Source organism: Micromonospora sp. NPDC007220 (assembly GCF_040634035.1).
Taxonomy (GTDB): domain Bacteria; phylum Actinomycetota; class Actinomycetes; order Mycobacteriales; family Micromonosporaceae; genus Micromonospora; species Micromonospora reichwaldensis.
Window position 1 is genome coordinate 106,542 of record NZ_JBEYEU010000006.1, and the last position, 24,824, is coordinate 131,365.

Annotated in this window: 20 protein-coding genes; 6 read left to right on the forward strand and 14 right to left on the reverse strand. The window is 72.3% G+C overall.

Features of this window, described 5'->3' with window-relative positions; all coding sequences use genetic code 11:
- Window positions 1-133: 133 nt before the first annotated feature.
- Window positions 134-1,819 (forward strand): cellulose binding domain-containing protein, encoded by a 1,686-nt coding sequence (locus tag ABZ573_RS14705; RefSeq protein ID WP_327028897.1) that lies wholly within the window; start codon window positions 134-136, stop codon window positions 1,817-1,819.
- 237 nt (window positions 1,820-2,056) lie between these two features.
- On the opposite strand, the gene ABZ573_RS14710 is transcribed toward ABZ573_RS14705, so the two are convergent.
- Entirely contained in the window at window positions 2,057-3,580 is a 1,524-nt protein-coding gene (locus ABZ573_RS14710; RefSeq protein ID WP_327028898.1) for a non-reducing end alpha-L-arabinofuranosidase family hydrolase, read from the reverse strand.
- A gap of 434 nt (window positions 3,581-4,014) precedes the next feature.
- Between ABZ573_RS14710 and ABZ573_RS14715 the strand changes: the two genes are divergently transcribed.
- Entirely contained in the window at window positions 4,015-4,374 is a 360-nt protein-coding gene (locus ABZ573_RS14715; protein ID WP_358118494.1) for a DUF4328 domain-containing protein, read from the forward strand.
- A 284-nt stretch (window positions 4,375-4,658) separates the two neighbouring features.
- Here ABZ573_RS14715 and ABZ573_RS14720 read toward each other — a convergent pair whose 3' ends face one another.
- Window positions 4,659-6,638 carry an acyl-CoA dehydrogenase gene (locus tag ABZ573_RS14720; RefSeq protein ID WP_358118496.1) on the reverse strand — a complete coding sequence of 660 codons (1,980 nt, stop codon included), beginning with the start codon at window positions 6,636-6,638 and terminating at the stop codon, window positions 4,659-4,661.
- A gap of 264 nt (window positions 6,639-6,902) precedes the next feature.
- Here ABZ573_RS14720 and ABZ573_RS14725 point away from each other — a divergent pair, with 264 nt between their 5' ends.
- The gene (locus ABZ573_RS14725) at window positions 6,903-7,730 is read left to right on the forward strand and encodes an SDR family oxidoreductase (protein ID WP_358118498.1); all 828 of its coding nucleotides are present in this window, start codon (window positions 6,903-6,905) and stop codon (window positions 7,728-7,730) included.
- 162 nt (window positions 7,731-7,892) lie between these two features.
- On the opposite strand, the gene ABZ573_RS14730 is transcribed toward ABZ573_RS14725, so the two are convergent.
- Both ABZ573_RS14730 and ABZ573_RS14735 read right to left on the reverse strand, forming a co-directional pair.
- Entirely contained in the window at window positions 7,893-8,843 is a 951-nt protein-coding gene (locus tag ABZ573_RS14730) for a hypothetical protein (protein ID WP_358118500.1), read from the reverse strand.
- On the reverse strand, window positions 8,834-9,247 hold the full coding sequence (locus ABZ573_RS14735; protein ID WP_358118502.1) for a peptidase inhibitor family I36 protein: 414 nt from the start codon (window positions 9,245-9,247) through the stop codon (window positions 8,834-8,836). Before ABZ573_RS14735 ends, ABZ573_RS14730 begins: the two co-directional genes overlap by 10 nt.
- A 156-nt stretch (window positions 9,248-9,403) precedes the next feature.
- On the opposite strand from ABZ573_RS14735, the gene ABZ573_RS14740 reads away from it, so the two are divergent.
- Window positions 9,404-12,277, forward strand: coding sequence for a BTAD domain-containing putative transcriptional regulator (locus ABZ573_RS14740; protein WP_358118504.1), 2,874 nt, complete (start codon window positions 9,404-9,406; stop codon window positions 12,275-12,277).
- A gap of 126 nt (window positions 12,278-12,403) precedes the next feature.
- Here the strand turns inward: ABZ573_RS14740 and ABZ573_RS14745 are convergent, their stop codons facing one another.
- The 6 genes from ABZ573_RS14745 to ABZ573_RS14770 all read right to left on the reverse strand — a co-directional run bounded on the left by ABZ573_RS14745 (window position 12,404) and on the right by ABZ573_RS14770 (window position 15,880).
- Entirely contained in the window at window positions 12,404-12,907 is a 504-nt protein-coding gene (locus ABZ573_RS14745) for a hypothetical protein (RefSeq protein WP_225851837.1), read from the reverse strand.
- Window positions 12,908-12,988: 81 nt separating this feature from the next.
- Entirely contained in the window at window positions 12,989-13,162 is a 174-nt protein-coding gene (locus ABZ573_RS14750; protein WP_192581199.1) for a hypothetical protein, read from the reverse strand.
- On the reverse strand, window positions 13,159-14,091 hold the full coding sequence (locus ABZ573_RS14755) for a peptidoglycan-binding protein (RefSeq protein WP_358118507.1): 933 nt from the start codon (window positions 14,089-14,091) through the stop codon (window positions 13,159-13,161). The genes ABZ573_RS14750 and ABZ573_RS14755 overlap by 4 nt, the downstream gene beginning before the upstream one ends.
- On the reverse strand, window positions 14,088-14,633 hold the full coding sequence (locus tag ABZ573_RS14760) for a hypothetical protein (RefSeq protein ID WP_151452268.1): 546 nt from the start codon (window positions 14,631-14,633) through the stop codon (window positions 14,088-14,090). Before ABZ573_RS14760 ends, ABZ573_RS14755 begins: the two co-directional genes overlap by 4 nt.
- Window positions 14,630-15,220, reverse strand: a complete 591-nt coding sequence (locus ABZ573_RS14765) for a MauE/DoxX family redox-associated membrane protein (RefSeq protein ID WP_151452269.1) — start codon at window positions 15,218-15,220, stop codon at window positions 14,630-14,632. Before ABZ573_RS14765 ends, ABZ573_RS14760 begins: the two co-directional genes overlap by 4 nt.
- A 6-nt stretch (window positions 15,221-15,226) precedes the next feature.
- A complete protein-coding gene (locus ABZ573_RS14770; protein ID WP_225851839.1) occupies window positions 15,227-15,880 on the reverse strand; it encodes a hypothetical protein in 654 nt (217 codons plus the stop codon).
- 246 nt (window positions 15,881-16,126) lie between these two features.
- Between ABZ573_RS14770 and ABZ573_RS14775 the strand changes: the two genes are divergently transcribed.
- The gene (locus tag ABZ573_RS14775; protein ID WP_327028904.1) at window positions 16,127-17,107 is read left to right on the forward strand and encodes an acyltransferase domain-containing protein; all 981 of its coding nucleotides are present in this window, start codon (window positions 16,127-16,129) and stop codon (window positions 17,105-17,107) included.
- Between the two features lie 51 nt (window positions 17,108-17,158).
- On the opposite strand, the gene ABZ573_RS14780 is transcribed toward ABZ573_RS14775, so the two are convergent.
- Window positions 17,159-18,211, reverse strand: coding sequence for a S1 family peptidase (locus ABZ573_RS14780; protein WP_358118510.1), 1,053 nt, complete (start codon window positions 18,209-18,211; stop codon window positions 17,159-17,161).
- A gap of 550 nt (window positions 18,212-18,761) precedes the next feature.
- On the opposite strand from ABZ573_RS14780, the gene ABZ573_RS14785 reads away from it, so the two are divergent.
- Window positions 18,762-19,595, forward strand: a complete 834-nt coding sequence (locus tag ABZ573_RS14785; protein WP_151452273.1) for an SGNH/GDSL hydrolase family protein — start codon at window positions 18,762-18,764, stop codon at window positions 19,593-19,595.
- 161 nt (window positions 19,596-19,756) lie between these two features.
- On the opposite strand, the gene ABZ573_RS14790 is transcribed toward ABZ573_RS14785, so the two are convergent.
- The 3 genes from ABZ573_RS14790 to ABZ573_RS14800 form a co-directional block, all read right to left on the reverse strand.
- On the reverse strand, window positions 19,757-20,653 hold the full coding sequence (locus ABZ573_RS14790) for an NAD(P)-binding domain-containing protein (RefSeq protein ID WP_151452274.1): 897 nt from the start codon (window positions 20,651-20,653) through the stop codon (window positions 19,757-19,759).
- 117 nt (window positions 20,654-20,770) lie between these two features.
- On the reverse strand, window positions 20,771-21,412 hold the full coding sequence (wrbA, locus tag ABZ573_RS14795) for an NAD(P)H:quinone oxidoreductase (protein ID WP_327028907.1): 642 nt from the start codon (window positions 21,410-21,412) through the stop codon (window positions 20,771-20,773).
- Window positions 21,413-21,460: 48 nt separating this feature from the next.
- Window positions 21,461-24,742: a BTAD domain-containing putative transcriptional regulator gene (locus ABZ573_RS14800; RefSeq protein WP_358118513.1), complete on the reverse strand. Its 3,282-nt coding sequence runs from the start codon at window positions 24,740-24,742 to the stop codon at window positions 21,461-21,463.
- Window positions 24,743-24,824 lie beyond the last annotated feature (82 nt).

Below are 24,824 nucleotides of genomic sequence, written 5' to 3' on the forward strand. Positions count from 1 at the left end.
ACAGCGGCGTCAGTCGATGAGAGCCGACGGGTCATTGACGCCGGGGTCAAGGGCAGTCCCCAGGGCGGCGCTGACCGGTCCGGACCGGACCGGGGCACGCGCGTATCACCACCACCAGCCAGGAGGACGCAGAATGACGCACGATCAGAACGGGCCGGTCAGCGGCGAGCGGCGATTGCTGAGCCGGAGAGCCGTCCTGACGACCATGGGGGCCGTGCCGGTCGCGGCAGCGGCGACCACACTGCTGGGAGCCACGGGAGCCTCGGCCGCGCCGGCGACCGTCAACCTGTCGGCGCAGCGGCAGACGATCAAGGGCTATGGTGCCATGGCCCACGCGGCCTGGATCGGCGACCTGACGGCCGCCCAGCGGGAGACGGCGTTCGGCACCGGCGAGGGTCGGCTGGGCTTCTCCATCCTGCGGATTCCCGTCGGCGAGAGTTCGGCTGACTTCGGCCGTGACCTCGCGACGGCGAAGCGCGCGGCCGAGCTCGGGGTGACCGTCTTCGCCTCGCCGTGGAACCCGCCCGCCAGCATGATCGAGACCTTCACCCGCGGCAGCCAGACCAACGCGAAGCGGCTCCGCTACAGCTCGTACGCCGCCTATGCGCAGCACCTCAACGACTTCACCACGTACATGCGTAACAACGGGGTGCCCCTGTACAGCATCTCGGTGCAGAACGAGCCCGACTACGCGCACGACTGGACGTGGTGGACCTCCGCCGAGATGGTCAGGTTCCTGCGGGAGAACGCCGGCTCGATCAGCACCCGGGTCATGGCACCCGAGTCGTTCCAGTACATCAAGTCCGTGTCGGACCCGATTCTCAACGATCCCACGGCGCTGGCCAACGTGGACATCATTGGGGCCCACCTCTACGGGACGTCGTACTCGAACTTTCCGTACCCGCTCTTCAAGCAGAAGGGCGCGGGCAAAGAGCTCTGGATGACCGAGGTCTACTACCCCAACAGCAACACCAACTCGGGCGACGCCTGGCCCGAGGCGCTCGACGTGGGCGAGCACATCCACCGCGCCATGGTGGACGCCGAGTTCCAGGCCTACGTCTGGTGGTATCTGCGGCGCAGCTACGGTCCCATGCGGGAGGACGGCCAGGTCAGCAAGCGCGGTGCCATGATGGCGCACTTCGCCCGGTTCGTCCGGCCCGGCTACACCCGGATCGACGCGACGGCGAACCCGGCATCAAACGTCTACGTCTCGGCGTACCGGGGCGGCAACACCGTCGTCATCGTCGCCGTCAACAAGAACACCTCGTCGGTGAGCCAGCAGTTCAGCCTGTCGGGCACCACCGCTTCCGGCAGCGTCTCGAACTGGCTGACCGACGCGAGCCGGACCGTCGCGCCCCAGAGCGCGCTCACCATGTCGAACGGCTCCCTCACCGTCACGCTGCCCGCCCGAAGCATCATGACCTTCGTGACCAGCGTGAACGGCACCCCGCCGCCCAGTCCGACCCCCACGCCCACCGTCACCCCGCCCCCGGGTGGGGGCACGGGACCCCGGGTCGCCTACACGATGAACTCCTGGGGCTCCGGCTTCACGGCCAGCATCGACATCACCAACACCGGCACCTCGGCGATCAACGGCTGGACGTTGGCCTTCAACCTGCCCTCGGGCCAGTCGATCACCTCGGGCTGGGGTGCCACCTACTCGCCGTCCAGCGGCCAGGTGAGCGCCCGTAACGTCGACTACAACGCCGCGATCGCCCCCGGGGCCACTATCAACATCGGCTTTCAGGCCAACACCAGCGGCAACACCGCCGAGCCGACTGCCTTCACCCTCAACGGCGTCGCCTGCACGGTGGTCTGACCGCTACGACGCAGGGCCCATGCCCTGGAGATTGACCAAAACCGGGTGCGGCCCCTCCGGCAACGGAGGGGCCGCACCCTTCTCAGGGGGGCGTGCCCGGGGACTGTCCGAGTAAGGGTGTAACCGGTCTGGCCCGACACGCCGAGCCTGATGGGCTTGGCGGGAAGGTGTGGATCGACACTCCCCCGCCGGTGTCCCCCGGACGTCTACGACATCCGGGGGATCCGGTGCCCGTCGTCAGCGTTGCAGGGTCAGCAGACCCGGGCGGTACGGCAGGCGGCCGTAGTCGCCGCCGGAACTGGGGGAACGGCCCTGGTAGAGCAACTGCAGGTTGCAGGGATCGACGGTCATGGTCTGATCGGCGTTGCTGCGGATCAACTCGCCGTGGCTGATGTCGTTGGTCCAGGTGGCGCCGCTGTTGGCCTTGCCCGCGAACGGGTTGCTCTCGGTGGCGGCCTGCGGCGTCCACGTACCGCCCAGGCTGGTGGCCGTGAACGAGCGGAAGTAGCGGCCCTGCGCGCCGATCGCCTCGACGAGCATGAGGTACCGGTTCTGGCCCTGGAGCTTGTAGACCTGGACCGCCTCGAACAGGTTGTTCGTCGTGTCGCTCATGATGGTCGTGTAGGTCGAGCCGAAGTTGCCCGGGAAGTTCCCGATGGGCATGCTGGCCCGGTAGATCTTCCCGTTGTCCCCGGCGAAGAACAGGTACATGTTGGTGTCGTCACCGATGATCGCCTGATCGATCGGCCCGGTGCCGGAGCCGGAGATGCTGCCGGTGAAGAGGGTCTGCGGCGACGACCAGCTGTTCACGTTGGTGGGGTCGCTCGACGTCCGGTAGGAGAAGGCGGGTCCGCCCCACTGGTAGGCGAGCACCCAGATGTTCCTGGGGGCGAAGTAGAACAGTGAGGGCGCGACAGCGGCGAAGGGCATCTGGTTCTGGCTGGCCGAGGCCATGTCGGACCAGTTCGTGAAGAGGCCGAAGTTCATCGAGCCCCACGTCGTTCCCGTGTCGTGCGTGGTCGCGTAGACGAGTTGCCGGCCGTTGTAGGGGGCGTGGGTGAAGTCCTTCAGCGAGACCCATCCCGCCCTCGGTTGCGCCAGCGCGCCCGTCGACGACCAGCGGTACGTCGACGGCAGCGCACACGTGCCGGGCGGTGGCGTGGTGGGGTTGCCCCCGCCGTCGACGCGGACCAGTTGCCACTGCTGGTTGTTGCCGTTCCAGTCGTCGTACTGCACGACGTTCCCGCCGTCGGCGGTCGAGGCGCCCTGCACCTCCACCGCCTTGTTGCTGTTCCGGTTGATCAGGCGGACGTAGCCACCAGCGGAGTCGGCCAGCCGGAACTGCTGGTTGGAACCGTTGCTGTCGGCCCACTGCACGATGCTGGCACCGTTGGCGGTCGAGAAGTTGTAGACGTCGAGCACCTTGCCGGACAGCCGCGACTTCAACCGGTAGTAGCCACCGCCGGAGTCCACGAACTGCCACTGCTGCTGGTTGCCGTCGTTGCGCGCCCACTGCACGATCCGCGCGCCGTCGTTCGTGGCCAGGTTGTACACATCCAGGGCCTTGCCGCTGTTGCGGTTGACCAACACGTACCACGCGCTGGTGTCGACCGTCGCCGCGGCGGCGGGTGCCGACGACACCACCGCCGCGGCGACGCCACCGACCAGCAGGGCCACCCCAGCGGCGACGACCCGCGGCAACCACCGGCGCCGCCGCGACGGCGGCGGCGTGGGAGATGGAGACCTATCGAAGACAGACATGATCCTCCTCGGCTGAGAGATGCCAGCGGGATGCCCGAAGATGGGCGCACCGCGACGCGTGGCCGGGCACGAGCGGCAAGCAGTTAGCGCTAACAAGACCTGCTTGCGCCCAGGCGCACGCCTGATTCAAGGTCGACAAGCCAGCTCGCCCGGAAAGCCACGCGTCGTCGGCCTCAGCCATCGACTGTGAGCGATAACATGTCGTTCGTCAAGACGTAACGTTCCCCACTCGGCACGCATCGACGCATCTGCCTGGCCTGGTCGCGCCGGCCAACGCCTCCAGCCATGATCGTCTAGTCTGCGCGCGTCACCTCTCGCCGCCATCCTGGACGGTCACCTTGATCTGCAAGACCTGCGGGGACGCCACGTCCCCGGCCTTCAACGAGTGCCGGCGCTGCAAGACTCCACTGGGCCAACCGGCGGTCGCTCCGGGAGTGCCCATCCATCCCCTGCGCCGCCTGGGCACGGCTACCGCCGTCGCCGTTGGCGTGGCCAGCCTGCTCTACCTGCCCAGCGGGCTGTTCCCTGTGTTCGGCGTCCAGCTGGCCCGCGCCGCCGCCGAACGCGGCGACCGCGATCTGCTACTCGGCGCGGTGGCCGCCGAGGTGCTACTCACCCTGCTCCACCTCTCGGCGATGCTGACCGCCGCGGTGCTACTGATCATCTGGACCTGGCGCGCGCGCAGGAACCTGGAGGCGTTCCCGGGGGCCCTGCCGACACGGAGTTTGCCACGTACGTCCGCTACTACCAGGACTCGCTCGGCCCCCGGCTGGTCCCCACCGTCGCCTGCCTGATCGCCGGCGCCTCGCTCATCGTGCTGATCCGCCGGATCACCGCCGCCCAGCAGGACCGCATCGCCAAGACGACGCCGATCGGTACCGGACACGGCGGGCTCGCGCCCGACGCACCCTACGCGGCACCTCGAAGCGCGCCCGGGCACCCGGCGCCCCCGGCGGGCTCGATGGCGACGTAGCGACGACCGCAGCCGCACGGCGACGCGCTGGGGCAACCCGGTCACCGTCGCCCTGGGCCAGGCGCGGCAGCCCTCTCGTCCGCGCGGTCGTCGCGGGGGTTCTCGTCACCGGCCTCGCCCGGCGGCGTCGTGGGCGGCCATGTCCTCCTGCCTGCGGGGTTCCTCGCGCAGGACTGCGCAGTGCAGCCAGGCGTCCGGGATGGCGAACCCGTCCACGAGCGTCCGCATGTGCGGGCGCAGCTCCTTGAGCAGGCCGTTCACCACGCCGGTGATCGCCTTGGCGCGGGCCGGCGTGAGGCGGCCGTGTTCCAGGAACCATCCCTTGTGTGCCTCGATGACGGTGAGCGCGTACAGGTCGCAGACCCGGGAGAGCAGCGCCCGGACCTCTGGGTCCGTCGCGTCCTCGATGCCGGCGACGAACGCCTCCAGGGTGACCCGGTCGACGTGCGCGGCGGCGACGGCGAGGACATGGTCCTGGACGTCGTTGAAGATGTCGAAGGGGCGGTCCTTCTTCGTCGCCGCGCCGTTGCGCAGGCGGCGGACCACGCCGTCGAGGAGGTGCCTCTCGCGGTCCTCGAAGACCTTGAGCTGCCAGCCGCGATCGGTGACGGCGACCTCCTCGTCGCGGCCGGGCACGGCGCTGATCAGCCGCTCGATGACCGACCGCGCGGCGGTGCGCTCGAGCACCATCTCGCGGACCTGTTCGGCGACGAAGGAGGCGCGCCCCCAGCCGTCCAACGAGCCGAACTCGTCCCGGTAGCCGGTGAGCAGCCCCTTGGCCACCAGCTGAAGCAGCACCGTGTTGTCGCCCTCGAAGGTGGTGAAGACGTCGGTGTCGGCCTTGAGGCTGGGCAGCCGGTTCTCGGCCAGGTAGCCGGCGCCGCCGCACGCCTCGCGGCACATCTGGATGGTGCGGGTGGCGTGCCAGGTCTGTGCGGCCTTGAGACCGGCCGCCCGGGACTCCAGCTCCCGCTGCCGGTGCGCGTCGACCGGCCCGTCGCCGCCCTGCACCTCGTGCAGCGCGGCGACCAGCTCGGCCTGGGCGAAGTGCAGCGCGTACGAGGTGGCCAGGGCGGGCAGCAGCTTGCGCTGGTGGGCCAGGTAGTCGTTGAGCAGCACCTCCCGGTCCGCGTCGGGCGTGTCGAACTGGCGGCGGATGTCGCCGTAGCGCACCGCGATGGTCAGCGCCGACTTGGTCGCCGCCGCCGCGGCGCCGCCCACGCTGACCCGGCCGCGGACCAGGGTGCCGAGCATGGTGAAGAAACGCCGGGAGTCGTCCTCGATCGGGCTGGAGTACGTCCCGTCCTCCGCGACCTGACCGTACCGGTCCAGCAGCATGTCCCGCGGCACCCGCACGTGGTCGAAGCTGAGCCGCCCGTTGTCGACACCGAGCAGGCCGGCCTTGGGCCCGGCGTCGCCGATGGTCACGCCGGGCAGCGGGTTGCCCTGCGCGTCGCGGATCGGCACCAGCCACGCGTGCACACCGTGCCGCCGCCCCTCGGTGATCAGCTGCGCGAAGACCACGGCCATCCGCCCGTCCCGGGCCGCGTTGCCGATGTAGTCCTTGCGGGCCGCCTCGTGCGGGGTGTGCAGGTCGAAGGTCTGCGTCCGCGGGTCGTACGTGCAGGTGGTGCGCAGCTGCTGCACGTCCGAGCCGTGGCCGGTCTCGGTCATCGCGAAACAGCCGAGGATCTTGCCCGAGACGATGTCCCGCAGGTAGGCGTCGTGGTGCCGCCGGGTGCCGAGGGCGTCGACGGCGCCGCCGAACAGGCCCCACTGCACGCCCGCCTTGACCATCAGCGACAGGTCGACCTGCGCCAGCATCTCGCAGGCCACGATCGAGCCGCCGACATCGGATCTGCCGCCGTACTCGGTGGGGAAGGCCGACGCGATGCCCAGCTTGACGGGGAGTTCGGCGATCAACCGGGTGATCCGCTCACGCGCCTGGTCACCGGTCTCGCCGTACACGGGGAGGAAGCGCGCGTCGAGCTGCTCCCGGTGCGCGTTGCGGACCTCGGCCCACGGCCCGTCGAGCAGTTCCCGCAGGCGGGTGACCTCGATGCGGCCGGATGCGTGATCGGACATGGTCACCCCTCGGAATAGCGGATATATGGGCACACTCTGTACCCGATCCAGGATACCGGCCGCTCCCGTCATCAAGATCCGGCAGGGACAGGTCGCGACGGCCGCCCCGGAGGGCTGGGCCAACCGGCCGTCGCCCCTCGGCCGGCGGTGCGCCGGGTACCCGACGAATCCGGTTGGCGACAGCCGATGTCCCTTCACCCTCGCCAACGGCTCTGACACTCTGCACCCGACAGGTAACCCTTCGGATTGGGCGGGTCGAGAGCGATGGCGAAGCGTTGGTTGATCACGGGGTGTTCGAGCGGACTCGGCCAGGCCCTCGCGGCCCGGCTCGCCGCCGAGGGGGAGCAGGTGCTGGCGACGGCCCGGCGACCGGAGACCCTCGGCGCGTTGGTGGCCCGGCATCCGGGCAAGGTGGTGGCCGCCGCGCTGGACGTACGGGATCCGGCGCAGTGCGTGGCGGCGGTCGAGCGGGCGGTGGACGCCTTCGGCGGGGTCGACGTCCTGGTCAACAACGCCGCCTACGGCCAGTTCGGCACCTTCGAGGAGGTCTCCGACGCGGAACTCGCCGCGCAGTTCGACACCAACGTGTTCGGGCCGTGGCGGCTCACCCGGGCCGTGCTGCCGTTGTGGCGGGCGCAGCGCCACGGGCACGCGGTCTTCGTCAGCTCGGTCGCCGGCATGGTTCCCTTCCCCGGGCTGGCCGCGTACACGGCGAGCAAGTTCGCGGTGGAGGGAGCGGCCGAGTCGCTGGCCGCCGAGGCCGGGCACCTCGGGGTGAAGGTCACCATCCTCCAGCCGGGCGGCTTCGCCACCGGATACAGCGGCAACCTGGTGATGCCGGAGCAGCGGATCCCGGAGTACACGGCGGTCAGCGACGGCCTGCTCGGCGCGCTGCGCAGCATGAACACCAAGATCGAGGTGAACTCCCCCGAACTCTTCGCGGATGTGGTCTGGCGGCTCAGCCAGCTGGAGTCGCCGCCACTTCGGCTGCCGGTGGGCCCGGACTCGGAGACGTTCCTGGAGGCCGCCTACGACGCCCGGCGCAGTGAGTACGACCAGGTCGTCAAGGCGGGTCATCACACCCTCGCGTGACCCTCGCCCGGGCTCGGCCGGCACCGACGGCCGGCGGACGCGGCCGACCGCGACGACGGTTGTGGCCCTTCGCCGCGCACGGCGGGACACGTCGCACCGGGCCGGCACCACGGCGCCGGCCCGGCACCACGCGACGTTCGCCCGCCTGCCGGTCCCCGGGCGCTACCGGCCGTCCTCCGGGCTCGACAGGCACGGCTGGGCGTGCGCCAGGTCCCCGACCACCGGCTGCGCCCTGCGGTAGGCGGCGCAGTGCACCGCGCCCAGGTCGTTCAGCTCGCGCCGCCGGGTGACGGGCAGGGACTGAGCCCCGTCCCGACGTAGCGCGAGCTCCGTCGCGGGCACGTGGGCCCGCAGCGCGCACTCGCCGTCGGCGGTGGCCACGGCGATCTCCCGGCGGCGCAGGGAGGCGGAGTCGCCGTCCTGCCGGTACGCACGCGACAGGTCCTCGGCCGCAGCCTCCGGGTCGGGGTACGGGTAGCCCGCTTCGGCCATGCACGAGAGCCACCGGGCGCGGGCCCGCGCCAGTTCCGGGGCCTTTCCGACCTGCTCCCTGAGAGTGTTGTCCAGGACCTGGGGGACGCCGTCGACGCGGGCCCACCTCCGGGTGTCGCCGTACAGGGCGGCCCGGCTCTCGGCCACGCACCCGAGCGTCGGGTAGGACAGGACGCTGCCGTTGGGCAGCTCCAGCTTCTCGTACCGCCTGGTGTCGCCGAACAGGACGAGCTGGAACGCCGGCTGCCGGTCGTTCGGACCCGCCCTCGGGGGCCTCGACGCCTCCGCCAGCCCGAAACCCTTCGCGCGGCGCCGAGGCAGGTCGACCGCACGCTCCTCGTCGGACCCGGTGACCGGCGGCGGGATGACCGGCCAGTAGACCTGCCGACGCGCGGCCATGCACCGCTCGACCAGCTTCTCCTCGGCCAGCTCCAGCACCCGCCTGCGGGCCGGATGGCCGCCGGACCCGGTCAGCAGGTCCAGCGCGTCGACGCCGAGCGCGGACTCCTGGCGGCCGGTGGTGCCCGCCTGCGGGGTGCAGGCACTCCCGCAGACGAGCACCAGGAGACCGACGGCCACGGAGAGCATCCGGGACGTCGAGCGTCGAGTCGTCAGCACCACTTGTGCGAGCTGATCTTGTCGTTGGGGCTGGTCCCGTCGCTCCACCTGTCGTACGCCAGGTTGGCGAGGTAGCTGCCGCGCGGCAGCCGGTAGAAGAAGGCGCCGGTGTAGTTGGTGCCGTCGTGGAAGGTGACGGCGCAGTTCTGCCCGTTGTTGAACACCGACGACACGCAGTTGCTCCAGGTGCCCGTCGGGCAGGTGCCGTGACCCCAGTTGCCGTAGTTGGCCTCGTTGTTCTGCCACTTCCCCGGGCCGTCGTTGAAGTCGGCGGCGGCCCACACGCAGAAGGAACCCGACGGACAGCCGGCGTACCTGTCCCCCGCGGACGCGGGCTCCACCAGGCACACCAGCGCCAGCACGAATCCCGCCGCCGCCGCCGCGCACCGCCGCAGCACGTTTTTCATGATCTCCCTCTTCTCTGCCCGGACAGTCGACCGGATGCGGTCGACATCTGTCGCATCAGCGTCGGCGGTGGTGTGGGGTCGACGGCTTGTGAAATTCTTGTGCATCGATGCGGGCGACCGGTGGGCGACGATCGTGATGCCGCTTTTGGGGGGTTCGTGGCCGACTTTCGCGTACTGGGGCCGGTGGAGATCTGGGCGGACGACCGGCGGCTACCGGCCGGGCAGCCGAGGCAGCGCGCCGTGCTGGCGGCGTTGCTCGTGGACGCCGGACGGTCGGTGACGCCGCAGACCCTGTTGGACCGGGTGTGGGGGGACAGCCCGCCACGGGGCGCGCGTCAGTCGCTGCACGCGCACGTCACCCGGATCCGGCAGGCCCTGCACCTCGTGGACGTCGGTGAGCCGCCCGCGCTGGTGTGGCGGCCGGGCGGATACGTGCTCGAGGTCGCCGCCGACCGGGTGGACGTACACCGGTTCCGCAGCCTGCTCGCCCAGGCCAAGGAGCCGGAGTGCCCGGACGCCCGGCGGGCGTCGTTGCTGCGGGAGGCGCTCGCGCTGTGGCGGGGCGAACCGCTGGCGGGACTGTCGGGGTCCTGGGCCGCGCGGACCAGGGAGAGCTGGCGGCAGCACTACCCGGAGGCCGCCGTCACCTGGGCGTACGCCGAGTTGCGGGTGGCGAACCCGGAACCGGTCATCAGTCGGCTCACCGAACTGGTGGGTGAGTATCCGCTCGTGGAGTCGGTGACCGCGGCGCTGATGCGCGCCCTCTACGCCGTGGGCCGGGGAGCCGACGCCCTCGTGCAGTACGCGGTCGTCCGTCGGCGGCTCGCCGAGGAACTCGGTGTCGATCCGGGGCCCGAACTGCGGACGCTGCACCAGGCGATCCTGCGCGACGACCTGGACGCGCCGCACGGCCGGCACCCGGCGCCGGTGACCCTTGCGCACCCGACGCCGGCCCAGCTGCCTCCCGACACCCCGGGATTCGTGGGCCGGGCGGAGCACCTCGCCCGCCTCGACGCGCACCTGCCGGGGCAGCAGCCCGCCGCGGCGTCCACGATCGTGACCGTCTCGGGTACCGCAGGGGTCGGCAAGACCGCACTGGTCGTGCACTGGGCGCACCGCGTCGCCGGGCGGTTCCCCGACGGGAACCTGTACGTGAACCTGCGCGGCTTCGAGCCCGCCGGCGAGGCGACGGCTCCCGCGGAGGCCGTCCGCGGTCTCCTCGACGCTCTCGGCGTGACCGCCGACCGGATGCCACCGCGACCGGAGGCGCAGGCGGCGTTGTACCGCACGCTGCTGGCCGGCAGACGGATGCTCGTCCTGCTGGACAACGCCCGCAATGCCGAACAGGTCCGCCCGCTGCTGCCCGGGGCAGCCTCGTGCCTGGTGGTGGTGACCAGCCGCGACGCGCTGGTCGGTCTGGTCGCCGCCGAGGGCGCCACGCCGTTGCGGCTGGACCTGCTGGACCGTGGTGAGGCGTGGAGCCTGCTGGCCGGCCGGCTCGGACGGCACCGGCTGTCGGCCGAGCCCGGGGCCGCCGACGAGATCGTCGACCTGTGCGCCCGGCTTCCCCTGGCGCTGTCCGTCGTGGCCGCCCACGCCGTGATGCGGCCCGACGTCGCCCTGGCGGTGCTGACCGGCGAGCTGCGTGAGGCACGCGGCGGCCTCGACGCCTTCGCCGCGAACGACCCGACCACCAACCTGCGGAGCATCTTCTCCTGCTCCTACCGGGCGCTCGGCGGCGAGGCCGCGCGGACCTTCCGGCTGATCGGGTCGCACCCCGGCGCCGACATCACCGTGCCGAGCGCGGCGAGTATGAGCGGCGTGCCGGTGCGGCAGGCGCGGGCCCTGCTCACCGAACTGACCGACAACCACCTGCTCGCCGAGCACACCGCCGGCCGGTACGCCGCCCATGACCTGCTCCGCGCCTACGCCGCCGAGCTGGCGGACAGCCTCGACGGCCGGTCGGAGCGGGACGGCGCGACGCACCGGGTCCTCGACCACTACCTGCACACCGCACACGCCGCCGCCCGGATGCTGGAGCCCCACCGGGAGCCGCTCACGCTCGCCGCGCCTCGTTCCGGCGTCACGCCCACGGCCTTCGCCACCGCCGCCGAGGCACTGGCCTGGTTCGTGGCCGAGCGTTCCGCCCTGGTCGCCAGCGTCCAGATGGCCGCCGCCGCCACCCGGCACACCGCCCACGCCTGGCGGCTGGCCTGGATCCTCAACACCTTCTTCAGCCGGCAGGGGTACTGGCACGACCAGGCGGCCGTCCAGCACACCGCGCTGAGCGCGGCGCGGGACGCCGGCGACAAGGACGGACAGGCACACCTGCACCGGGGCCTCGCACGGGCCTACTTCCGGCTGGGTCGCCACGACGAGGCGGACACCCACCTGCGGGTGGCCCTCGCCCTCTGCGAGGAACTCGGCGACCCGGTGGCGGAGGCGCGCGTCCACGGCGGCCTCGGCTTCATCCTCAACCAGCGCGGCCGGCACCGTGAGTCGCTACCGCACCTCCGGCGGGCGCTCGGGCTGTACGCCAGGGCCGGGCACCCGGACGGGTACGCGGAATCGCTCAACGCGCTCGGCTGGAGCCACGCGCTGCTCGGCAACCACCACCAGACCCTCGTCTACTGCCACCAGGCCCTGACGCTGATGGGCCGGCTCGGCGACTGCCACGGCCAGGCCAACGTCTGGGACAGCCTCGGCTACGCCCACCACCACCTCGGGCAGCACGGCAGGGCCATCGAGTGCTACCGGCAGGCTCTCCAACTCTTCCAGCACACGGGCGAGCGGTACCTGCGGGCCGAGACCCTCGTCCGACTGGGCGACGCCCTGCTGGCCGCGGACGAGCCGGGACGAGCCAACGCCGCCTGGGCCGACGCCCTGTGCGTCCTGTCCGACCTCGGTCACCCCGACATCGACCTCGTCCGCGCCCGGCTCCGCTCGGTCCCCGGGTTCCCGCAGCCGCCGACGCCGGCCAGCAGGCACCTGTCCGGGACGTGGCCGGACGAGGGCGCAGCGGGACGGTGATCCCCCGCCGGGTGCGCCACCCGGCAGGGTCGGGGCGACATCCGCGCAGGCCTCGGCCGGCACGACACGTGCACGGTCTGTGCGGCCGACCGTCGCGGTGGACGGCGTCGTGGCGTCGCGCCGCGGTCAGAACTGCCGCACGGCCAGCAGGCCGAGGGCGATCACGAGCACGACGCCCGCCGTGACGGTGATCGTCCGGATCCGTACCCGCAGGTCGGCGTCCCACGTGTCGCCGGTGCCGGCGGCGCGGCGGGCCAGCGGGGTCATCGCGCGTCCGACACCGAATCCGATCCCGGCGAGCATCGCGACGTGCAGGCGCTGGCCACCGAGGAGCAGAGCGACCGCCAGCACGTACGGAGCGCTCGCCGAGACGTAGGTGCGCACCCCGGTGCCCATCTCGAAGCCGAACTGCAGCGCCCCACGCCGCAGGCTGCGCTGGAGCACGTCCTGCGGCACCTGCCGGGCGTTCTGCGGCAGCCGGATCGGCACCAGACCCACCTCGCGGAGCAGCCCCAGCACCGCCACCGCCACGATGCCCGCGTACCGCCACGGGACGGGCACGGGAGCGGACAGGCCGGAGAGCAACCCCAACACCGATCCGCTGAGCAGGCCACCGACGATCAACCCCACGACGAACAGGGTGAGGACGACGCCCTGCCGATCTCGATCCCGCCACCCGGGCGAGGCCAGCGCGTGCGCGCTGTTGTGCGTTCAAACGGAGCCGGAGAGCGTGTAACCCGCGAGCCCTCCGATCATCGCCCAGGTGAGCACGTGCCCGTACGCGGCGGCGGCGAGCGCACCGACGACGAGCAGCAGCAGGGGTACGAGAGGGTCACCGGCCCGGCGTAGTGCCGCCCGGGCGTGCCCTGGCAGTGTCCGGGTCATACGGCGGCGCCGGTCAGCGTCCGCCAGGAGTTCACCCCGACGACCCCGTCGACCGTGAGCCCGTTCTGCCGCTGGAAGTCGCGCGCCGCACTGTCTGTGGCCGGGCCGAAGGCCCCGTCGACCACCAGCGCGTAGCCGCGCCTGTTCAGCTGGCGCTGCACCGCGCTGACGGCGTGGCCGCTGTTCCCGGAGCGGACCGTGCTCACGAGCTTCGGCCAGGTGGTCGCGTTGACGACACCGGTGGCCCCGAGGCCGGCCGCCGCCTGGAAGCTCTTCACCTTCGCCTCCGTGTCGCCACCGAAGATCCCGTCGATCTCGGTCGCGTGCCCGCGGGCGGTCAGCAGGTGCTGCACGGTGTAGACGTTCACCCCCGTGTTGCTCCGCTGGGTGGTGGGCCAGCTGGCCGTGCCCAGGCATCCGCACTTGGTGTTCCAGCGGCAGATCGACTTCACCCAGCCCGAGCTGGTCTTCTTGTACCCGTCGTGGCACCGGCGTTCGACCGAGCAGGCGCAGGCGCCGCACGCCCCGTTGTAGGCCCACAGCCAGCCGTCGTAGGTGCCGCCGTAGCACTGGTTCGGCCGCAGGATCCAGGTGACGCCGTCGTTCTTGTGGAATCCGGCGTACGTCCCGCTGGTGTTGCAGGAGTCGGCGAAGATCGTGCTCGGGCCGCACCCCGGTGAGCAGTTGTGGTCGCTGGCGTACGTCGGACACCCGGCATAGATCGTGTAGCCGTCGGCGTACGCGCGGCGGGCCGCCGGGAACACGCTGAGCGCGGCCATCCCCACCGCGGTGCCCGCCCGGAGCAGGGTGCGTCGCGACAGCGCCCAACCCGCGCGCCGGCCGCCCGGCTGCACCGGCACCCGCCGGACGGCGGCCCCGGTCCCCGGGTCGTCCCCGCGCAACCAGGGCACCGTGTCGATACCGGTCATGCCCGATCTCCCTGATTCGTGGCGACCGCCGGTGCGGGGCCGCCGGGTCGGCTGTCGACTTCGTCGAGCAGGCGGTGCAGTGCCGCCCGGGAGCCGATCGGCTCGGCGCGGAGCACCCGCCCGGCCGCGTCGACGACGGTGGCGAACGGCGTGGCGAGGGCGTCGTACCGCTCGAACAGTTCCGCCTGCCCACCGAGCACGGTGATCGGGAGCTCCGCCGCCCGCGCCGGGGGGTCCTCCCGGTAGAGGACCCGGAACTCCAGGCCGGGACGGGCGTGCTCGCCCGCCTCGGCCAGCACCTCGGTGCACGTCCCGCAGTCGGGCTCCAGGAAGAGCAGCACCAGCGGAACCGTCGGGGCCGCCGGCGCCAGCCGGGCGAATCCGGGGGCTGGTGCGCCCGGCCGCAGACCGACCGACTCGGGACGGCGCTGAACCGCCCCGCTCGACAGCGCGTGCACCTGGCGTACCAGTCCCGAGACCGTGAAGGCCAGCAGGAGGATCGCGATCCAGCTCAGGATCAGTGCGCTGGTCTGGAAGCTCATCCGGCAAGGCCTCCCTCTGTCGTGCCGATGGACCGGCGGGTCGTGCGCCGCCCGGCTGTCGCCGTCGCCGGCTCGTACATCGCGGCGGGCAGGTGCCACAGCAGCGTGGTGAACGTGGCGGCGGCCAGCAGCACGACGGCGAGTGCGGCGTCGGCCCGGTCCGGCGCGACGATCGAGCCGGACAGCGACAGCGCGAGCAGTGCCAGCCCGGCGAGGATCGCCGCCCGTGCCACCACCCAACCGGTCATCGGCAGTTCCACCCGGGAGCATCCGCACGATCCGGCGCGCCCGGTCGACCGCACGTACAGGCCGTAGCCGGCGTAGAGGGCGAGTAGCGCGCCGCTGCCGACGAGGACGGCGACGAGCAGGCGCTCGCCGGCGGGGTGGAGCAGCGCCACGATCCCGGCACCGGCGAGCAGTCCTTCGCCGGCGATGGCGACGACGGCGACCGCGACCGGAGCCGGAAGCACCCGGTGCGCGGCCAGGGCCCGGGCGAGCGCCGCCGGCCGTGACAGGTGCTCGGCGGTGCTGACGAGCAGGGTGAACAGGACGGTGTACGTGGCCACGCCGGCCAGCAGCCCGGACATCCCGACCTACCGGACCGTCTGGACGCGGAGCCGGTCGACCAGGGTGGGCACCTGCTCCACGGCCGTGTCGCCGAACGGCACCAGGCTGAGCCAGGCGTCCGCCGCGGCCAGCACGAAGTAGGGCTGCCCGTCGGGCAGGACGTCCCGGAAGAGCTCGCCCGCCCGCGTCTGCAGGCCGCGCCAGGATGGCAGCTGTCCGGCACGCTGCTTGGTGAGCGGTGCGATCTCCAGCAGGCCGAGCCCGGGGATCTCCTTGAGGACGGTGGCGGGTTCGGCGAACTCGGCCCCGGTCTTCGAGGCCGGGCGCAGGGCCAGCCCGTCGTCGTGCTCCTCGACGCGCAGGGTCCGCAACGCCCCGAGCAGATCGGTGGTCGACGCGCCGTACATCTCGGTGAAGAAGCAGTGTCGCCGTCCCCGCCAGACCGCCACGAGCCGCTCCTCGGCCAACTGGATCTGCGGGTCGTAGGACCGGATGCGCGCGGTCGCCAGCGTGCCGCCCTGGTAGGTGAGTTCCTCGTCGAACGTCTCGACGCCGAGCGTCCGGGCCACGTCGTCCGCGAGCCCGACCGAGCCGGCCGTGAACTCGTGCAGTCGGCCGCCGATGGTCACGTCGGCCACCGAGGTGAACGGTGCGCTGAGGTCGAGTGAGCCATCGAGCATGAACCGACCCTGGTCGATCGCCCGATGCGTCACCGGCGCCCCACTGGCTGCCATGCGCCCGCCCTTCGTCCGGGTCCGGAACTTACCAACGGCACGGTATACGGTTCTGTAAATATATGACAAGGTCGATTGCTGTCACCGGGTGGTGACAGTTCCGGCCCGGCGCGCGGGCACTGCGGACGCGCGCCGCCCGGCCCGAGCGGCACGGGCCGGGGAGGACGCCGACCGGCCGATAGGGTCGTCCGCGTGGATCTGGACGACACCGCCGCCCGGCTCGGCGTACCCGTCGAGGACATCGACCGCCTGCACCGGCTCGCCGGCGACCGGCCGTCGGCGCCGCTGCCCGCCAGGGCCGACGCGCCCGCGCTCCTCGACCGGCTCGCGGTGCGGCCGGACGACGCCGCCGAGATCATGGCGGGCTGGCCCGACCCCGACTCTCCGCTGTGGACGCCGGAGCTGCGCTGGCTGCTCGACCGGTCGATCGCCCTGGTCCGCGCCGATCTCGGGGGCCACGGCTGGCTGCCGCCCGGTCCGGCGCTGCCGCGCGAGCGGGGCCCCGCCTGGCGGCATCTCTACGTGTACGCGTACCTGGCCCTGGTCGACGTCGTCAGGGGATACCACCGCGACCACGGCATCGCCGACGCCGTGTCGTGGGCGACCCTCGCGGACCTGGGCCGCAACCTCGCGATCGACCGGCGGATGCGCCGCGAGGGCTGGCCGGTCATGCAGAGCTGGCTGACCCTGCACGCCCGCGGCGGCCTCTACGAGCTGGGCCGGCTGCAACACCAGCGCGGCGACACCGGCATCGCCCTGCACATCCCCGAGTCGGGGCCGCTGACCCCGGAGTCGGTCACGGCGTCGCTCGACGAGGCCCGGGCGTTCTTCCCGCGCCACTTCCCCGACGAGCGTCACACGGCGTTCTCCTGCGGCTCGTGGCTGCTGGATCCGCAGTTGCTGGAATACCTGCCCGAGGACTCCCACATCGCCCGGTTCCAGCGGAGGTTCGAGCTGGAGCCCCACGAGGATCCGGATCCGGAGGGGCTGGACGCCGACGTCGAGGTGCTGCGGTTCGTGTTCCGCACCCTGACCACGCCGCTCGACGAACTGCCGCGCCGCACCGTGCTCCAGCGCGCGGTCGTCGACCACCTGAAGGCCGGCCGCCACTGGCAGTGGCGCCGCGGCCGCTTCCCGTTCCAGCCACACCCGTCAGCCGGATCGGCGGCCTGAGAACAGCAGCAGGGCCGCCGGTGTCCGGCGGCCCCGCTGCTGTGGCGCCTGTCAGACGATCTCCACTCCGTAGACGCTCAGCGCCTCGGTGACCGGCTGGAAGTAGGTGGTTCCGCCGGAGGAGCAGTTGCCGCTGCCACCCGAGGTCAGGCCCAGGGCGGTACTTCCACTGAAGAGCGCGCCGCCGCTGTCGCCCGGCTCGGCGCAGACCGTGGTGCGGATCAGCCCGCTGACGCTGCCCTCGGCGTAGTTCACCGTGGCGTTGGTGGCCTCGACCGCGCCGCCGTGCAGGCCGGTGGTGCTGCCGGAGCGCTGTACCGACTGCCCGACGAAGGCGTCGGCCGCGCCGGTGATGTCGCGGGTGGTGCCGTCGTAGAGGTAGACGCTGCCGTCGGCGGCGGCCGGGTTGGTGTGCTGCACGATGCCGTAGTCGTTACCGGGGAAGCTGCCGGTGCCGCCGGTGCCGAGCAGGTTGCCCTGCGCGGAGTCGGCGTACCAGTTGGCGGTGATGTCGGTGCAGTGCCCGGCGGTGAGGAAGTAGTGGGTGTCGCCGCTGCGGACGTTGAAGCCGAGCGAGCAGCGACCGCCGCCCTCGGCGTAGATGGCCTCGCCACCGGCAGCCCGGGTGCTGAGGGTGCCGGCCTCCCGCTGGATGCGGACGGTACCGCCGAGCCGCGCCGCGACGGTCTCGACGCGGTCCAGCTTCGCGCCGGTGACCGTGCTGTCGACGGAGACCACGACCTGGTTGGTCGCCGGGTCGGTCCACCAGGCGGTGCCGGGCACCCGCGCGGCGCTGTCCAGCGCGGCGGTGGCCCGGGCGAGGTCCTTCGCACCTCGGGCGACGAGCTTCGGGGTCGCGCCGGCCGCGCGGACCTTGCGGGCAGCGGCGTCGTCGGTCACGGTGACGACCATGGCGCCGTCGGCTCCGGCGTACGCCCCGCCGGAGCGGTCGCCGAGTGCGGCGGCGAGCGCGGTGGCCTGGTCGGGGGAAGCGGGCGTCGCGGGTGCTGCCTGGGCGGGACTGCTGGTCAAGGTGCCGACGACCAGCGCGCCGGCCACCGACAGTGCGGTGATGCGGCGCATCGAAGACCCGGAGTGTCGCATGTGGTACCTCCATGGAGCTGAGCACGGGCTGCCTGTCAGGTAGCCCCGGGCACCCGATCGGTTGGTGAGGCTCACCCGACCGGAGGCGTTCGATCTATTCATAGATCTCATATTGATTGCAAGAGTGACGGTTGGCCTGACTCGGCCACTTCTCATACCTTGGGTCCGGAGAGCCCGACGAGTGGCGCCTGCGGCGATTAGTCGCTATTCGCCGCGACTTGGCAGGTCAGCAAGCCCCGCCCGCGACCCACCCGTCGGCTCCCACCACTCACCACGACCGGATGGCGGGACGCGGCCGCAACATCGAAAAAACCGGTGTCGGTCGACGACCATCGGGCTGGCGCCGCGCACCGCGACGCCTCCCCCGGCTCCATCGTGGCACCGACGGCCGGGCCACCGGATCCGGCGTCATGGGCCGGGCGGGCCCGGCCCCGCGCCGAGCCACCCCTTAGTTCCACCCGATCACCACATTGATTCGATCTGCACCTATCCCTAAACATCGATGTAGTGCTATTAATCGTTCACCAACCGGTGGACCTTGGAGGGGTACATGACCAGAACCCGAACGCTGAGCCTGCTCGCAGGCGTCCTCTCCGCGACACTCGCGGTACTTGGGCTGGCCAGCCCGGCGCAGGCCGCCGGCCATCACTACGTGGCGCTCGGGGACTCGTACGCCTCAGGTGTCGGCGCCGGCAGCTACACCTCGGAGAGCGGCGCCTGCAAGCGCAGCACCAAGGCGTTCTCCGCCCTCTGGGCGGCGGCCAACGCGCCGGCCTCCTACAAGTCGGTGGCCTGCGGGGGCGCCAAGACGACCGATGTGATCAACTCGCAGGTCGCCGCGCTCAGTGCACAGACCACCCTGGTCAGCATCACCATCGGCGGCAACGACGCCGGGTTCGGCACCATCATGAGCACCTGCGCCCTCCAGGGCTCCAGCGCCTGCATCGCCGCGGTGGACGCGGCCCAGGTGCAGGCCCGGGCGAACCTCCCCGGCCTGCTCGACCGGGCCTACGCCGCGATCCGCAGCAAGGCCCCGAACGCGAAGGTCGTGGTGCTGAGCTACCCGGTCTTCTACCAGCTCGGCACGGTCTGCCTCGGAATCGGCGAGGCGGCCCGCGCGAAGGTCAACGAGGGCATCAACCTGGCCGACAACCTGATCGCCGCCGCCGCGGCCCGCGCCGGGTTCACCTTCGCCGACGTACGCAGCATCTTCGTCGGACACCAGATCTGCAGCGGTAACAAGTGGATCCACTCCGTCGACATCCTGAACCTGTCGAACTCGTACCACCCGATGGCGACCGGGCAGTCCCTCGGCTACCTCCCGGTGTTCACCCAGGCGGTCGGCCAGTCCGCCACCGCCAAGAAGGCCGGCGCCAAGGCGTAGCCGCGAGGTCTCCGGTTCGGGCCTGTTCCCGCCGAACAGCCCTTACCGGAGACCTCACCCCAGCCCGGCGTCAGGATGCCCCCGCCCAGGCCGTGGACGCACGCCCCACGTGGAACGACACGGCGGGCCGTGGCGGCTCCCCGGGCGCTGGGGAACCGCCGTCAGGCCTTCGCCAACAGCTCGAACAGGCTCGAGAATCCCTGAGCGCCGAAGCCGTCAGCGATCCGGCGGTCCATCAGGCCCTCGACCTCCCGCATCCGCACGGCCTCCACGCCGATGGATTCCCGATGGCTGATCAGGTCGTCCATCAGCGCGGCCTGGACGTTGAGCGGGCCGAGATCCGGCGGGTAGTCGCCGGCCCTGACCGCGTTGCCGATCGAGGTCAACAGCGGTGCCAGCGCGGCCACGTTGTTGGCGACACGCTCCGCGAACTCCGCCACGTCGACCCCTTCCGCCTGCACCAGCCTGAGCGTGTGCAGGAACCCGATGAGGATCTCGTAGCCCATCGCGACCTGCGCCATGAACTCCACGGCGGCCGAGCCGGCCTCCTCCCCGTGGTAGACGACGGTGCCCAACTCCCGCAGCATCGGCCCGTGCGCCTCGAAGGCGGTGCGGGAACCGCTGTACGGGAACATGACGTGCGGCGTACCGACGTAGGGCGGGTCTCCCATGATCTTGCCGTCGAGGTACTCGGCGCCGCGCGCTCTCGCCCAGCGATCGTTGGCCCGGGCCTGCTGAGGAGAGCCGCTCGTCAGGTTCACCAGGACCTTGCCCGCGACTGCGGCGTCCACGGAACCGAGCACCTCGTCGACCGCTGCGCCGTCGAGCAGACACACCACGACGAGCGGACTCGCGGCCGCCGCCTCCGCGGCGGTCGCGGCGGCCGTGGCGCCGGCGTCGACCAGCGGCAGGGCCTTGCTCGCGGTCCGGTTCCAGACCGTCGTGCGGTGTCCGCGGTCGAGGAACGTCCTGGCGATCGCCGATCCCATGTCACCGAGGCCGAGCACGGTGACCTGGCTGGCCCGGTTGGTCGGATCGGCTGTGGTCGTTGTCAGCATGATTTCCTCTCGTCCTTCATCCAGGTGGTCCTGGTGCGTCAGGTGGCGGAGTGCTCGCCGCGGACGCGGCTACGCACGATGTCGTCCGCACGCCGTACTGCTCCCGTCGTCGGGCTGCTACCCGGGCCGGCGCTCCGCGCGGACGGCGGCGACGGCGGCTGCCATGCGGGTGAGGCGCGCGCCCTGGAAGCGGGCCGTATCGAGGACGGCCCGGGCGTACCCGGGATCCCCGCCGGCGCGGCTCTCCACGAGGCTGACGCCGTACGGGTTTCCGCCGGCGGCGTGCGCGGTGTCGTAGTTCAGGTAGCCGGTGGGCAGGATGACCGACCCCCAGTGGTGGAAGGTCTGGTAGAGGCTGAGCAGGGTCGCCTCCTGCCCACCGTGTTCCTCGTAGGTGGCGGTGAAGCCGGTCGCCGGCTTGTCGGCCAGTTCCTCCGCCTGCCACGGGGCGGTCGTGGTGTCGAGGAACTGGCGCAGCTGGGAGCAGACGTTCCCGAACCGGGTCGGCGTGCCGAAGGCGTACCCGTCGGCCCACCGGAGGTCGTCGAGGGTGGCGAGCGGGACGTCGGCGGTGGCGTCCAGGTGGGCCCGCCACTGCGGTCTGGCATCGACGACCTGCTCCGGCGCCAACTCCGCCACCCGGCGCAGGCGGACCTCCGCGCCGGCGTCGGCCGCTCCGTCGACGAACGCCTGCGCGAGCCGGTGCACGGTGCCCGTGGCGGAGTAGTAGATGACGGCGATCCTGGCATCGGTCTGCACGGTTGCCTCCTGGTCGGCTCGGTTCTCGGTCAACCGTGCCGGGCAGGCTTACCGTCTGCTGACCGTCCCCTGACCGAGGCCGCTGAGCGCCGCGTCGTCGAGGTCGAGCTGTGCGCCACGGCTCATCTCGGCAGCGAGTTCCCCGCCGCCGAGCGCATCCCGGAGGCGGCCGGTCACGCGCTGGACGTCGTGCCGTTCGCCTGGGGGCAGCGGCGCTCCGGCGACCTCGCGCAGCGTGCGGGCCGCGCCGAGCAGCCGCGCGGCACGGCGCTGGTCACCGCCGAGGCTGGTGGCCCCGGCCAGTCCCTCGAGGGCCAGGGCGACCGCCCGGTGGTCTCCGGCGGCGCGCGCCGCGTCGAGCGACTCACGGTGTCGGCGCTCGGCGAGGACGGCGTCGCCGCGGTGCTCCGCGATGAACCCCAACTCGGCCAGTGCGAGCGCGCAGCCTGGCAGGTAGCCGGCGTGCCGGTTCCAGTCGAGCAGGTCGTGCTGCTGGGCCTCGGCGGCGTCGAGGTCGCCCCGCCGTCGCGCGATCATCGCCAGGCCCGTGCCGGCGAAGGCGGCGGCGGATCGGCTCGACTGTTCCCGCGCGACCTGTAGCGCGCGGTCGTGACTGGCGGCGGCCTCGTCGAGGTCGCCGCGCAGCAGGGCGAGCCGACCGATGCAGGCCAGCTGCCGGGACACCGACGTCCACAGCCGCAGGTGCTCGGCGGTGCGCAGCGCCTCCCGGTAGTGCGCGGCGGCCAGGTCGTAGTCGCCGTGGATCTCGGCCAGGGTCCCCAACAGGCTCGTCGGATGCACCTGCCCCCAGCGGTCGCCCAGCTGACCGAACAGCGACCGGCTGGTCTCGCAGTCACGCTGCGCGGCGGGCAGGTCGCTGCGGTGTACGAGCGCGAGGTCCGCCCGGGTGGCGCAGGCGGCCGCGATGCCCCACTGGTCCCCGTCGGCACGGAACGCCGCCAGCGCCGCGTCGACCAGGTCGGCGGCCTCCCCCGGATCTCCGGAGCCGAGCATCATGGAGGCGAACAACCACCGCGCGAACGCCTTCTCCGGCCCGTCGGCGTCCCGGTAGCGCTCCAGGATCCGCTGCCGGGGAGCGGTCGGATCACCGTCGCGGGTGGCGAGGGCGGTCAGCCACATGTCCGCGTGTCGCCGCAGGGCGTCCGGTGCGACGTCGTCCGCGCTGCCCCCGACGATGTCCAACGCCGTCCGCAGGGACCGGCTCATCTCCCCGAACCGGCCCCGCAGCAGCCGGTACCAGCACAACGAGGTGGCGAGCGCCAAGCCCACGCGGGCCTGACCGTCGGTGGCGGCGACGTCGAGTGCCGCCCGCAGGTTCGCGTTCTCGGCGTCGAGTTCGCGCAGCGCGCGACTCTGCTCGCGCCCACGTAGCCGCCCTGCGGCCTGCTCGGCGAGACGCGCGAAACACGCGGCGTGGCGGCGACGGGTCGCGCGCAGTTCGCCGGCGCTGTCGAGCTGTTCGAGACCGTAGGCGGCCACCGTCTCCGGCAGCCGGTAGCGTCGCGGGCTCTCGCCGTGCCGCACCATGACCAGCGAGCGGTCGATCAGGCGGGCCAGCACGTCGAGGACCTCGTCCGACGCCACCTGCCCGCCCGGGCACACCTGCTCGGCGGCAGCCAGGGTGGCGCCGTCGGCGAAGACCGCCAGCCGGCGCAGCACCGCGCGTTCGGGAGGCGACAGCAACTCCCAGCTCCAGTCGATCATCGCGCGCAGTCCCTGCTGACGCGCGGGCGCGGTGCGCCGGCCGGACGACAGCAGCCGGAAACGGTCGTCGAGCCGCGCCGCCAGCTCGCCCGGGTCGAGCACGGGCAGCCGGGACGCGGCCAGTTCCAGCGCCAGCGGTACGCCGTCGAGGCGCCGGCAGATGGTGGCGATCGTGTCCGTGTTCCGCGCGTCGACGGTGAACCCCGGCTCGGTGGCGCGGGCGCGGGCTGCGAAGAGCCGGACCGCCGGGGCGTCGGCGATCTGCTCGGCGGTGGCTCCCGGTTCCGGCAGGGCCAGCGGCGGCACCGGAAGGACGACCTCGCCGGGGATCCCGAGCGGTTCGCGGCTCGTCGCCAGGATGCGCAGGTCGGCCGCGGCGCCGAGCAGGCTCTCGGTCAGTTCGGCGATCGGCGCCACCACGTGTTCGCAGTTGTCGAGCAGCAGCAGCATCCGCCGGTCCCGCAGCGCGGCGACCAGCCGGTCCATCGGCTCGCGTGGTCGCTCACCGGGCAGGCCGGGCGGGCTGTCGTCCCGGATCTCCAGGGTCGCCGCCACCATCTCGACGAGCTCGGTGCAGGTCACCTGGCCGCCGCAGTGCGGCTGGCCGGCCAGCTCGACGAGCCACACCCCGGCGGGGAACGTGTCGGCCAGCACCCGGGCGGCCTCGAGCGCCAACCGGCTCTTCCCCACCCCGCCCATCCCGGTCAGGGTCACCAGCCGCTCGCTCGTGAGCCGCTCCCGTACCGCCTCGACGGCCGTCTCACGCCCGATCAGTCCGCCGTACGGACCGGGTGACACAGGGGCCGGCAGGTTGGTTCGGGCCGGAGTCGACGGCGGTGCCGGCGGCCGCAGGGCGGGGTCCTGGCGCAGGATCGCCCGATGCAGCTCGGCCAACTCCTGGCCGGGATCGATGCCGAGTTCGTCGCGCACCTGCCGACGGAACTGCTCGTACGCGGACAGGGCCTCACGCTGCCGTCCCGAGCCGTACAGGGCGCGCAGGTGCGCGGCCCGTAGCCGCTCACGCCACGGGTGGCGTGCGACCAGGTCGGCCAGCTCACCGGCGAGCAGGTGGTGCTCACCGAGATCGAGCCGGGCCTCGGCCAGGTCCTCCAGCGCGGCCAGGCGCTGTTCGTCGAGCCGCTCGGCCGTCTGGCGCACGAACCGCTCGTCCCTGAAGTCGGCGTACGGGGAACCGCGCCACAGCGACAGGGCTTCCGTCAGCGTCGCCGCCCGCCCCGCCGGCTCCCGCTGCGCGCGCGAACGCGCCACCAGCACGGCGAAGCGACCGGCGTCGACCGACTCCGACGACGCCCGCAGCCGGTAGCCGGCATCGCCGGACTCGACCAGCGCGCGGCCACCCGCCTCACCCGCCCCCAGCGCGCGGCGCAACTGCGACACCTTGGTCTGCAGTGCCCCCAGCGCCTTGCCCGGCGCCTCGTCACCCCAGAGATCCTCGATCAGCCGGTCGGCGGAGACCGGGCGTCCCTCGTGCACCAGCAGGTCAGCCAGGAGAGCACGAACCTTCAGGCCGGGCACGGTGACGGGCCTGCCGTCCGACGTCCAGACCGCGATCTCGCCCAGCACCCCGAACATCACGACTTTCACACTAGCCAGTCGACCGTCCCGCCCCGCGAACGTCCGTCGGCCGTCGGTCCGCCCACCGGGTCGCGGCTCCGACGCGTACGTC